General features: G+C 48.1%; 10 protein-coding genes. 1 reads left to right on the forward strand and 9 read right to left on the reverse strand.

The annotated features are described in order from the left end of the window. Window positions 1-93: 93 nt before the first annotated feature. From LQ567_RS00130 to LQ567_RS00145, 4 genes are all read right to left on the reverse strand, one after another. Window positions 94-1,617, reverse strand: coding sequence for a magnesium chelatase (locus LQ567_RS00130; protein WP_231001932.1), 1,524 nt, complete (start codon window positions 1,615-1,617; stop codon window positions 94-96). 56 nt (window positions 1,618-1,673) lie between these two features. Beyond that, window positions 1,674-2,771, reverse strand: a complete 1,098-nt coding sequence (locus LQ567_RS00135) for a vWA domain-containing protein (RefSeq protein WP_231001933.1) — start codon at window positions 2,769-2,771, stop codon at window positions 1,674-1,676. 168 nt (window positions 2,772-2,939) lie between these two features. Next, window positions 2,940-6,494 carry a glycosyltransferase family 117 protein gene (locus LQ567_RS00140; RefSeq protein WP_231001934.1) on the reverse strand — a complete coding sequence of 1,185 codons (3,555 nt, stop codon included), beginning with the start codon at window positions 6,492-6,494 and terminating at the stop codon, window positions 2,940-2,942. A 170-nt stretch (window positions 6,495-6,664) separates the two neighbouring features. Then, window positions 6,665-7,390, reverse strand: coding sequence for a DUF4294 domain-containing protein (locus LQ567_RS00145; protein WP_231001935.1), 726 nt, complete (start codon window positions 7,388-7,390; stop codon window positions 6,665-6,667). Between the two features lie 181 nt (window positions 7,391-7,571). Here LQ567_RS00145 and LQ567_RS00150 point away from each other — a divergent pair, with 181 nt between their 5' ends. Next, complete coding sequence (locus tag LQ567_RS00150) at window positions 7,572-8,276, forward strand: hypothetical protein (RefSeq protein WP_231001936.1); 705 nt, start codon at window positions 7,572-7,574, stop codon at window positions 8,274-8,276. 75 nt (window positions 8,277-8,351) lie between these two features. Here LQ567_RS00150 and hisIE read toward each other — a convergent pair whose 3' ends face one another. The 5 genes from hisIE to hisB form a co-directional block, all read right to left on the reverse strand. Next, on the reverse strand, window positions 8,352-8,942 hold the full coding sequence (gene hisIE, locus LQ567_RS00155) for a bifunctional phosphoribosyl-AMP cyclohydrolase/phosphoribosyl-ATP diphosphatase HisIE (protein ID WP_231001937.1): 591 nt from the start codon (window positions 8,940-8,942) through the stop codon (window positions 8,352-8,354). Window positions 8,943-9,015: 73 nt separating this feature from the next. After that, the gene (hisF, locus tag LQ567_RS00160; RefSeq protein WP_231001938.1) at window positions 9,016-9,771 is read right to left on the reverse strand and encodes an imidazole glycerol phosphate synthase subunit HisF; all 756 of its coding nucleotides are present in this window, start codon (window positions 9,769-9,771) and stop codon (window positions 9,016-9,018) included. 70 nt (window positions 9,772-9,841) lie between these two features. Then, window positions 9,842-10,561: a 1-(5-phosphoribosyl)-5-[(5-phosphoribosylamino)methylideneamino]imidazole-4-carboxamide isomerase gene (gene hisA, locus LQ567_RS00165; protein WP_231001939.1), complete on the reverse strand. Its 720-nt coding sequence runs from the start codon at window positions 10,559-10,561 to the stop codon at window positions 9,842-9,844. Between the two features lie 93 nt (window positions 10,562-10,654). Further along, on the reverse strand, window positions 10,655-11,254 hold the full coding sequence (hisH, locus tag LQ567_RS00170) for an imidazole glycerol phosphate synthase subunit HisH (RefSeq protein ID WP_231001940.1): 600 nt from the start codon (window positions 11,252-11,254) through the stop codon (window positions 10,655-10,657). Between the two features lie 66 nt (window positions 11,255-11,320). Further along, on the reverse strand, window positions 11,321-12,460 hold the full coding sequence (hisB, locus tag LQ567_RS00175; protein ID WP_231001941.1) for a bifunctional histidinol-phosphatase/imidazoleglycerol-phosphate dehydratase HisB: 1,140 nt from the start codon (window positions 12,458-12,460) through the stop codon (window positions 11,321-11,323). Window positions 12,461-12,462: the final 2 nt, after the last annotated feature.

The raw sequence follows: 12,462 nt of genomic DNA on the forward strand, positions 1-12,462 counted from the left end.
CAAAAAAATATCAGGAATATTCCAGTTGTTGTGTAAATTATAACTGGGATGGTTTTATACTTGATTTAACAAATGAAAAACCATCCCGGTTGCTTATTCGTCTTCTTCAAAACCGAAATGCTCGTATTCACCGGTAGCGGAGCCAAGCATGCTTCCGAAAAGATCTTTGAATTCAACTTTTGTTTCAAAAAGCTTTTTGCTGATCAGTGAATAGGATGAAAGGCCAAACAGCACAAATTCCATTAACAGGGCTGCCTGCAGTTCATTGGCACCGGCGAAATACTTTTTCACCAGCGCATGCAGTCCGTCTACCTGGTAAAGCTGCTGCACTTTATTGTTATCGGTGGTATTGAAATCAATATTCAGCGTGTGGCCTTTGTCGAACCAGTTAATGATCGGTTTATAAGGGTTATCGTCGGCCTTGTTCTGTGCAGATGGCTTTCCCGTATTTTTCCTTTTTCCCAATTGCTCGGGATTGGGAAAGTACTGTACGAATTGCGAACGGATGGCTTTGTCTACCAGATTCATTGCCACCTGGAAAGGTCCTTCCTGTTCGCCTTCATATACCAGTTCTACTTTTCCGGTGATGGAGGGGATGATACCGGACAGATCGGAGATCCATACCTGGGTAGCACTTTCATTGTTGACCAGCGCCCTGCGTTCGGCGGTGCTGACGGCATTTTCAAAGGCCGAAATGGTTAAACGGGCGCTGACGCCGCTTTTTTTATCTACGAGCTCGCTGTTGCGGGCTTCAAACGCTACCTGTTCAATCAGCCGCTTTACCAGATCGCTGATCTTTACCCGTTCTTTTTGTTCTTCATGAATACCCGCTTCCTGTTCGGTGATCTCCAGCGCGTGCTCCAGGGTGCGGGGATAGTGTGTTAAGATCTGGCTTTGTATCCGGTCTTTTAAAGGTGTTACGATAGAGCCCCGGTTGGTATAATCTTCGGGGTTTGCCGTAAAGACAAACAGGATATCGAGGGGCAGCCGGAGTTTGAACCCCCGGATCTGGATATCGCCCTCTTCAAGGATATTGAACAGGGATACCTGGATACGTGCCTGGAGATCCGGCAGCTCGTTGATCACAAAGATGCAGCGGTTGCTGCGGGGAATAATGCCATAGTGAAGCACCCGTTCATCATCAAAGCTGAGTTTCAGATTGGCAGCTTTAATGGGGTCGATATCACCAATGAGGTCGGCTACGCTTACATCCGGTGTGGCCAGCTTTTCTCCGTAGCGCTGATCCCTGGCCAGCCAGGCAATAGGTGTGTTATCTCCCTTTTCGGCAATGAGATCCTTTGCGTATTTGGAAATAGGATGCAGCGGATCGTCGTTGAGATCGCTGCCTTCCACTACCGGAATAAATTCATCCAGCAATGCCGTCATCTGCCGTGCCATGCGGGTTTTGGCCTGCCCGCGTAAACCCAGGAAAAGGATATTGTGTTTGCTCAGCAGGGCCCGCTCTGCTTCCGGTATCACCGAATCTTCATACCCCACGATACCGGGAAAAGAGGTTTCGCCTGCCTGTAATTTTTTTATTAGATTTTGTCTGATTTCTTCTTTGATCGACTTTGATTGATATCCGGATGCTTTTAATGCGCCTAATGTTTTTATCACGAGTGAGGTTTTTGGTGAGACGTTTTAGTGAAATGTGTTTGATGAAAAATGCGTTTTTAAAAAACCGTTTTGGAACGGCCGCTTTCAAAATCTTTAAAAATAAAGCTACCGAGGTTGTCCAGTGAAGCAAAGTAGGCTTTACCATGGTTCATTTCGGTAAATTCCTGAACAAAGCGCTGCAGGTAAGGATCTGTGGCGATCATGAAAGTGGTGATCGGGATTTTTAATTTCTTACAGGCGGCCGCCAGGTTCATACAGCGGTTCACCACTTTACGGTCTAAGCCAAAACTGTTTTTATAATACCGTTTTCCGATCTTCAGGCAGGTGGGTTTCCCGTCGGTGATCATAAAGATCTGTTTGTTGGGATTTTTTCTGCGCCGCAAAAGATCCATCGCCAGTTCCAGTCCGGCTACTGTATTGGTATGATAAGGGCCCACCTGCAGGTAGGGCAGGTCTTTTATTTCTACGGGCCAGGCATCATTGCCAAACACCACTATATCCAGTGTGTCTTTCGGATAACGGGTAGTGATCAGTTCACTCAGGGCCATGGCTACTTTTTTGGCTGGAGTGATACGGTCTTCGCCATAGAGGATCATGGAATGGGAAATGTCGATCATCAATACGGTAGATGTCTGTGTTTTGAAATCCGTTTCCCGGATGCTCAGGTCATCTTCCCCGATATGGAACGCATCAATACCGTGATTGATCTGTGCATTGCGGATGGATTCTGTAAAATCGATCTGTTCCAGCATGTCTCCGAACCGGAAGGGGCGCGTTTCGGGGTTCAACTCATCTCCCTGACCGGGTTTGAAGGTTTTATGGTCGCCTTTCCCGGCTTTCTTGAGCTTTCCGAAAATTTCTTCAAGGCTTTTTTTGCGGATGCCCTGTTCTGTTTTCGGGGTGATTTTTATTTCGCCTTTTTGATGGTCGTCGGTGATATAACCTTTTTGTTTCAGATCATCTATAAAATCGCCCATTCCATAGTCATCATTGCCCAGCTGGTATTCCTTGTCCAGCTCATTCAACCATTGAAGCGCTTCCGCAGCGTCACCACTGGTATATGTAAGCAACTGCATGAAAAGGTCGAGCATTTTTTCAAACGGGGTTTTGCCCTGGTCATCAGCGGCCAACCCGGAGAATTGGATACCTCTCATATACTAAATGTAAAACTATTTTTCTAAAAACAATGCGGTGCTGCCGGAAGTCCGGAAATATGTAGCCGGGATTGTAAACTGCTCTTTTTATAACATTTTGAGTACGGAAATGGTTGCAATAAAAAAATCCCCTCCGGAGAGGGGATCAAAGGTATATGAACCATTTATTTATTTTTTTGTGGTATCTGCCGCAGTGCTTTTTCCGCCGCTATCTGCCGCTTTAGCGGGCGCATTTTCCTGGGGAACCAGTTCCTGAACCGGGGTTTTTTCACCTTTCTTTAAAGGATCGTAGTGCGATTCGATGGCTTCTGCTGCGGCCTGTGTGATCTCGTTCAGCGGATCTTCGATGTTGGCCACGCCCTGGAAATATTCCGGTTTTTCTGTTTTCAGATAGTTGTAATACTTACGCTGATCAGCGAGGTCCTTCTTCACGGCGGCAATCACCTTGCGCGCTATATCCAGTTTGCCGGCCTTATAGTAGGCTTCGGCGTACATTAACCCGGTTTGGTTATGCTGGTTGTAACGGCTTGTCATGGCGTATGGCAGGTTTTCCGGAAGGATGCCGGCTTCGGCTTTATTCAACAACTTAACGGCCTCTTCTTTTTTACCTGCATCGGCGAGGTTTCCGGCGGCTTCTGCAAAAATACTCCGGATATTGAGCAGGTACTGGCGGTTTACTTCATCAAAATAAACGCCTTTTTTATTGGCTCCGCCAAATTCAAATTTGGTCAGGAGGTTCTTCGCCATCACGTCTTCGTTGTTATCACGGATGGAAGTACCGCCGGCGCGCATCTGGCGATAGGCCTGATCCACGATCCAGTTGGCCTGCGGCGCTTTAACCGTAAAGGGCACGAGCCGGTAGGTGAGTCCGTCCTTTCGCAGGTTCTGTCCAAAGCCCAGTTCTCCGTAAGGTGCGGTAAAGTATATGGGGCGCTTCCATTGATTGGAGGCAATGATGCTGAGTACCATCAGGTCGTTGCGCTGAATGCCACCTCTGGATGCGGGGATCTCAAATGCCCATTGCTCCGGAACACTATCCGTTGGGTTTGCTGTTCCGTTTTTGCGTACGATGTCTTTATTTACCGGTACGAAGAACTTGCGGAAGGGCAGGGCAACGGCGCCCACATCACGTCCGGTTTCGGGGTCTTCCGTACGGGCTCCCACAACGGTTTTGATCACGTCATACAGCGGATAGACATTATTGGGATCAATGTTTTGTCCCGGCTGCGGTTGTCTGAACGGCAGGTATTCGCGGTTATGTCCTTCAATCTGTTCCGGACTCAGGATCACATCCACCGAATCGGCGTCGTTTATTTTATAACGCAGCTGGTTGATATACCAGTCAATGCCCAGCAGGCTGGTATTGATGATGCGGATGTCCGGACGTATATTTTCCACTTCCTGGGCATACCAGAGCGGGTAGGTATCATTATCGCCGAAGGTGAACAGGATGGCGTTCGGGGCACAGCTTTCCAGGTAATCTTTTGCCAGGTCCGGTGCCATGGTTTTTTCGCTCCGGTCGTGGTCGTTCCATTCCTGCTGGGCCATCAGGCCCGGAACGGCTAAACAAAGCAATGCGATCAGGACATTAGCTGACCGGATATTGGATCCTCCCGACGAAAGGGCCCGGGCCGCAAAGGTAACAATGTACAGCACGGCGGCATAGATGATGGCAGCCACCAGGCTGGCAATGATAATGGCACTAAAGGTGCTGGACATACTGCTGAGCGCGGTGATCAGGAAGGTGCCGGAAGCTCCGTACACCAGCAATTTCTGGAATGATTCTTTGTCTTCTTTTTCCAGGGCCGAACGCAGCAATGCCACCACCGACAAACCGATCCAAATGGCAAAGGCATAAAAGGACCCCACATAGGCATAGTCCCGCTCACGGGGCTGATTACCCGGCTGGTTCAGATACAGCACAATCGCCATACCGGTAAAGAAGAAGAGGAGGAAGGTAACCACCCAGTCTTTCCGGTTCTTCAGGAATTGGTATACGAACCCGATGATGCCGAGTACAAACGGCAACATGTAAAAGACATTATGTGCTTTGTTTTCTTTTAAGCTTTCCGGCAGCTGGCTCTGATCGCCGAGGCGTGCGTTGTCCATCAATGAAATACCCGATACCCAGTTTCCGTCTCGTTTATTGCCATACCCCTGCAGGTCGTTTTGCTTACCGGCAAAATTCCACATGAAGTAACGCATATACATAAAGCTGGTCTGGTAACTCATAAACCAGTTGATATTATCGGCATAGCTGGGTGCGCCATAAGATCCCTGCCCGGTGTTGGGGTCGGGCTTGGCCAGTCCCAGCCAGTCTGCATAAAAGTCCTGGTGTCCCTGTTCATTGCTCGAATCCCACACCCGCACAAATAACTGTTTGTCGGAGCTTTTGTAACGTACACTGCGGTCTCTTCCGATAGGGATGTATTTGTTTTCTCCTTTAACGTATTTCATCTCGCCCATTTCATAGGGGCTTCCGGTTTCGTCGTAGTCAACTTCGGCTGTATAATGCGCACCATAAAACAAGGGCTGTGTGCCGTATTGTTCCCGGCTGAGGTAATAAACAAGATTGATAGGATTATCCACGTTGTTCATGTCAATGGCCGGGTTGGCGCTGCTGCGGATAATATTGGTAAAGTACATGAAATAGCCCAGCATCATAAAGGCAAAGCACCATAAAAACAGCTTCATGATCTTAAGCGCAGTTGGCCGTATGAAGTATCCCAGCACCGCACCTACAATGAGCAGTAAAATGATCTTTACGGCAGCCATGGTTCCTCCAAAGGCAAAAGGTAAAAATGCCAGCAGGAAGAAGGCCGCGGTCCACAGAACGATTGCGGTTTTTGATACGGCTGGTTTAAACCGTACCCCGATAGCTACCAGCAGCGCTATCAAGATGAAGTACACGGTAAACCCGGAAAAGAACGGCATGCCGAAGCTGTTTACAAACATAATGTCGAACAGGCCGGCGGCTTTCATGCTATATTGAATAATGGCTACCTGAATGATACCGGTGATGATACACCCGATAATAAATGCGCCAATGGACCCCTTAACGGTGGGTGTATACCGGCGGTAGTAATAGATCATTACGATGGCCGGTATGGTAAGCAGGTTGAGCAGATGCACGCCAATGGATAAGCCCATCATAAAAAACAGGAATACGATCCAGCGGTCGCTGCGTGCCCGGGCGTTTTCGTCAGCACCGGCCAGTTCATCGGCGTGCTCCCATTTGAGCATGGCCCAAAATACAAGACCTGTGAAAAAAGAAGACAGCGCATATACCTCGCCTTCAACGGCACTGTACCAGAATGAATCGCTGAATGTATAGGCCAGCGCACCAACGGCTCCCGCGGCCATTACGGTAAAGATCTGCTGACCGGTGAGTGATTCGCCGGATCCTACAAACATCTTCCGTGCAAAGTGCGTGATGGTCCAGAAGAGAAACAGGATGGTAGCAGCACTTACCAATGCGCTCATAAAGTTTACAGCATTGGCTGCGGTTTGTGGATTATCTCCAAAAAGCAGGATAAATATCCGCCCCAGCAAGCTGAACATCGGCGCGCCCGGAGGGTGTGCCATCTGTAATTTATAAGCCGTGGCAACAAATTCACCACAATCCCAAAGCGAGCCACGGGCTTCCCGGGTTAGTGAATAAGTGAGGGTAGCAATGGCAAAAACCACCCATCCGGTTAGGTTGTTTACTTTTCTGAAATTCATGTTAAAACGCGTCTTTTTTTCAATGATGACAAAAATAGGGATAAAGACGTCATTTTGGTTGAATGTCAGTTAGTATTACAGATATTTTATAACTATGAAAAATACGCCGGAAGGGGAAGCAAAAAGGAGCTTTTGGTGGCGGGGAAAGGAGTAAAAAGTAGTGAAAGCGGTTAAAAGGTAGTGGTTTGCCCCGGCCGGTAAGGGTTACCGTACCAGGTAGTGTTGATTTCCTGTACAAAATCCTCAATCTGCCGGTCAAAAGGGTCTTTACGGATATCATAGTCCTGTTTCAGGTCGCTCCCATAAAAGAACGCCACCGTCTGGTATACGCGCGCGTTCAAACCGCCTTTGTATTCCCGGATGATTTCATAACAATCTGCCCCGGTTTGACGATAGATCAGCTTCATCAGCACTTTGCCCTGGTACACCGAGAGGTTTGAGAGCGGATCGGAAAACTGCTTCTTAAGTTCTTTTTCTTTGGATTTGATAATGGCTTTACGGGCTTTTTTGTCGGTAATGCCCTGTAACTGCCGGCTGATCTGGTTGATGGTGGCGCCTGCAACGCGGGCGTAGGGGTAACAAACATATACGGCGTTCCGCAGCCGGTTCCACTCTTTTTTTACTTTTTCCAGTTGTGCCGGCGGAAGTTTGGAGATCCAGATGTTGGACTCCTCCGTGTAAGGCATCATTTTAAAGGATCCATAATCGGGCCCGTACCAGATAGCTGCTACTTTTGTAGAATCCCGTGGCCCCCAATCTTTCATGATCTCCTGCATGGAAGGCATCGGCGGAACGCGTACCGTATCTGCTGTTTGCGCACGTGCAGTGTTCTCAAAAGCAAATGGCATCAGCAAGGATACGGCCAGTATAATCCGGTATCGATATTGCTTATTCAATATGCAAATTTAATATTGGTACGCTGAACTTCGTAAAGTAACCGTAGATTGAACTGTTTTTGGGTGTTAATATTAAATTAATTTTTTTATAATTTGACGCTCAAAAAACGGCTGCCCGTTATTTTGGGCAATATGACCGTTAAATATCATTTGTAAAATCAATAAATAGCAACCCATTTATATGAAACCGATGAAAGCTGTTTTTTTGTTTGCAGCCATTGTCTGCGTTCAATGTGCCGCGGCACAACAGCAACTGCCTGCGTATTTTAAAACGGCTCTTCCAAGGGGCTGGGTGTCGGATACGCTGATTACGGGTGATTTGAATAAGGACGGGCAGCCAGATGCGGTATGGGTGATCCGGAATACCGACGGGGCAAACTTTAAAGCCCATGACGGGTTGGGGCAGGATACACTGGATTTGAACCCCCGTCGCTTACTGATCTATTTTAAGGAAGGGAACCATTACCGGAAAATTTTAAGCAACGATGCCTTTCTGCCTTCGGTGAACAGCGCAGACAATCCCTGCCTGTCCGATCCCTTCGTTGATGGAAGCATCGGAATTGATAAAGGCGTATTAAAAATGGGGTTTCATTACTGGCTGAGCTGCGGCAGCTATGAGGTTACCGACTGGGATTATACCTTCCGGTTTCAAAATAGAAGGTTTGAATTGATTGGCCTGGATGTGTCTTCTCTGCACCGGGCAAGCGGAGAGACGTCCATGACCAGTTATAATTTCATGACCGGCAAAAAACAGGAAATCTCCGGCGGAAACGAGTTCTTCCCCGAAAAAGATCATCCCCGGGAACGTTGGTCTGTGATAAAAAAGCGCCCGCTGTTCGACCTGGCGGTAATGACAGACCGTACGGTAAAGAACAGGGATTGGTAGCAACCTGCACTCTTTTGTCGTAAAAGGAATCAGATTTGGCCGGAGGCTTTTAGGCGGCCAACGGGCTACATCCGCTTATTTTTTGTGTCTTGCCTCCAGTACCTGTAATACGTCTTTTAACTCAAACCCCTTGGCCTGTAACAGCACCAGGTAGTGAAACATCAGGTCGGCGGCTTCACCCAGGAACAATTCCTTATTATCATCCTTGGCCTCGATCACAATTTCAACGGCTTCTTCACCCACTTTCTGAGCGATCTTATTGATCCCCTTTGCAAACAGGGAAGCGGTGTAAGATTTTTCGGAAGGATTGTTTTTCCGGTCCTGGATCACCTTTTCCAATGCCTGTAATGAAAAGGTGTCATTCGCCGTTCCAAAACAACTGGTTGTTCCGGTATGGCAGGTAGGACCTTGCGGGTGGGCCTTTATAAGGAGAGTATCTTCGTCGCAATCAGCCAGGATCTCTTCCACCAGTAAGAAATTATTGGAAGTTTCGCCCTTGGTCCAGAGGCGCTGCTTACTGCGGGAATAGAAAGTGACTTTGCCGTCTGTCTTTGTTTTTTCCAGCGCTTCTGCGTTCATAAATCCCAGCATGAGGACCTGTTGGGTAGCCGCATCCTGGATAATTACCGGCGCAAGGCCGTCAGCATATTTTGAAAAATTGATCATGGTCTAAAATTCAGGTTTCAGGTTCAAAGTTCAGCGTTTCGGGTTGAAACTTCAACCTTGTACGCAAATACAATTACAATCGAACAGGGATATGGGTTTCTTTTAAATAGTTTTTTAAAGCGCCGATCTCAATTTCGCCAAAGTGAAAAATACTGGCGGCCAGCGCAGCGTCTGCTGCGCCCGCTTCAAATACTTCTTTAAAATGCGGCATGGTACCTGCGCCACCGGAAGCAATTACGGGTATGGAAAGGGCCTGGCTGATCTGCCGCGTAATATCGATGGCAAACCCGCTCTTAGTGCCGTCATTTTCCATGGAGGTTAACAGGATCTCGCCGGCACCGAGGTCTGCCACTGTTTTTGCCCACTCTGCGGCAATGAGGTCTGTAGCATTCCGGCCACCATGTGTAACCACTTTCCAAACGCCGTCAAACAGTTTAATATCGATGGCCACTACCACACACTGGCTGCCAAAGTTTCTGGCCAGATCGCTTACCAGCTGCGGGTTTTTTACCGCGGAAGTGTTGACTGAGATCTTATCGGCGCCATGTTCCATTAATACCGATACATCGTCTACCGTATTGATACCGCCGCCAACAGTGAAGGGGATGTTGATATGCGTGGCAATTTTGCGCACCAGTTCCGACAGGGTTTTCCGTTTGTCGACGGTTGCGGTGATATCTAAAAACACCAGTTCATCGGCGCCTTCCGTGCAATAGCGCATGGCCAGTTCCACAGGGTCGCCGGCATCCCGCAGCTGTACAAAATTGGTGCCTTTTACTGTACGGCCATCTTTGATATCCAGGCAGGGGATGATTCTTTTTGCGAGCATGATTCTGTTTGAAAAGTTTGAAATTTCTTATTGTTGTTCAGGAATAGAGACCGGACAGTTACCTCTGGGTTTAGCTATTGAATTGCGTCAGTTCTTTTAAACTGATCCTATTCTCATAAATTGCTTTTCCTACAATGGCACCGTTACAGCCAATGGCCCGCAGGCTGTCGAGGTCCTGTATGCTGCTGACCCCGCCGCTGGCGATCAGCTTCAGGTCTTCCACTTCATCGAGTATTTTTCTATAAAGATCATCCGCGCTTCCCTGCAGCAGACCGTCCTTGCTGATATCGGTGCAAAAGAATTGCTGAATCCCTTTGGTGCGGTAATGTTTCAGGAAATTGAAAATATTAATTTCTGTTGCTTCCGTCCACCCCTTGATCATTATTTTTTCGTCGAGCACGTCTGCGCCCAGGATGAATTTTTCTACGCCAAAGGCGGTCAGCCAGTCCTGGAACACTACCGGTTTTTTAACGGCCATACTGCCTACGGCGGCATATGCCGCCCCCGCATCAAAGGTGATCTGTACATCTTTTTCGCTGCTGATCCCGCCGCTGAAGTCGATGACAAGCCCGGTTTTGCCCGCGATGTTTTCCAACACCTTCCAGTTGGTTACCCGGCCGGCCTTTGCGCCGTCCAGGTCTACCAGGTGCAGGCGTTTTAAACCGGCATCTTCAAACTGAAGCGCTACTTCCAGGGGATTTTCGTTGTATACTTTTTTCTGGGTATAATCGCCTTTACTCAGCCGTACGGCTTTCCCTTCTATGATATCGATTGCGGGTATGATCTCCATTTATTGCTGGTCTGTTTAATTTGTTTGATCGTATTGTTTTTTAATAATGAAGTTAACTGGCTGATGGCTGTCTGATTCAGCTTTTGCAGTTGTTCATTTTGAGGTAGCTCCAATTGCTAAAAAATTTTTTAAGATCTGTTCTCCGGCTTCGGCGCTCTTTTCGGGGTGGAATTGCACGCCGTAAAAATTATCCCGGTGTATCCCACTGCTGAACGTTGTTGCATAACGGGTACTGGCAATGGTGGCAGGATTCAGTTCAGCATAATAACTGTGCACAAAATAACACCAGGCATCCTGCTGTACATTTTTAAATAATGGATTTTCTTTGGTGTGGATGCGGTTCCAGCCCATTTGCGGGATCTTTAAATCGGGGCTCACAAATTTCTTCACAGCCACATCAAAAATGCCCAGGCAGGGCGTATCGTTTTCCTCGCTGTGCGCACAAAGCAGCTGCATCCCCAGGCAAATCCCCAGCAATGGTTGCCGCGCCTCCCGGATCAGCTGATCCAGCCTCCGTTCTTTCAGGTAATTCATGGCGGTGCTGGCTTCTCCCACACCCGGGAAAATAAGCTTGTCTGCCGAGCGGATGGCTTCCGGATCGTCGGTAACCGTTGCTGTTACGCCAATGCGTTCGAGCGCAAAGAGTACCGATTGTATATTTCCGGCGTTGTATTTTATAATTACAGTAGTCACTTTTTTTGTTCCGGGTTTAAAGTTTAAAATTCAAGGTTGAACATACGTGTGCAACTTTAAACAGTTTTATAACATTCCTTTCGTACTGGGCAGCTGGTTATTGCCCGGTGTTCTTTTAATAGCCATCTTAATGGCTTTTGCCAATGCTTTGAAAATGGCTTCGATTTTATGATGCTCGTTTTCGCCTTCGGCTTTAATGTTCAGGTTCATTTTTGCCGCATCGCTGAGGGATTTGAAAAAATGATAAAACATTTCGGTAGGCATTTCACCGATCTTTTCGCGGTTGAACGTTGCGTCCCACACCAGCCAGGGACGTCCGCCAAAGTCAAGCGCCACCTGTACCAGGGCATCATCCATGGGCAGGCAGAAACCGTAGCGTTCAATACCGGCTTTATTACCCAGGGCCAGCGCCAATGCTTCTCCCAGGGCGATGGCCGTATCTTCTATGGTATGATGTTCATCAATATGCAGATCGCCTTTGGTTACAACTTCCAGGTTCATACCGCTGTGACGGCCGAGCTGGTGCAGCATATGATCAAAAAATCCCAGTCCGGTATCAATAGAACATTGACCGGTGCCGTCCAGGTTGATATGGATCTTTATTTTTGTTTCATTGGTATTGCGTTCATGCTCCACTACTCTTGATTGCAGCTGCAGCAAGGCATAAATATCCTGCCAGCTGGTGGTCTTTAAAGCGATGGTGGCTTCCAGTTCTTTTACTGAGTCTGAGATCTCGGCGGCACCCAGCGTTTCATCCTGCACCAGCCAGATGCCTTTGCACCCCAGGTTCTTTGCCAGCTGGATATCGGTGATGCGGTCGCCGATCACATAGGATCCTGCCAGATCGTATTCGGGGTTGTTGATGTATCGGGTAAGCATGCCGGTGCCCGGTTTGCGCGTGGGGGCATTGTCTTCGGGGTAGGAGCGGTCAATAAACACTTCGCTGAAATGGATGCCATCTGCTTCCAGGTTGCGCATGACCAGGTTTTGCGTGGGCCAGAAGGTTTCTTCGGGGAAGGCGGCCGTTCCCAGTCCGTCCTGGTTGGTTACGATCACCAGTTCATAATCCATTTCCTTTGCAATTTTTCCCAGCCAGGTGAACATACCGGGGTAAAAAGTTACTTTATCAATGGAATCCAGCTGATAGGTGGGCGGTGCTTCGTAAATCAAGGTTCCGTCCCTGTCGATAAATAATACTTTCTTCATAT

It is taken from the genome of Niabella pedocola (genome assembly GCF_021044425.1).
GTDB classification, from domain to species: Bacteria; Bacteroidota; Bacteroidia; order Chitinophagales; family Chitinophagaceae; genus Niabella; species Niabella pedocola.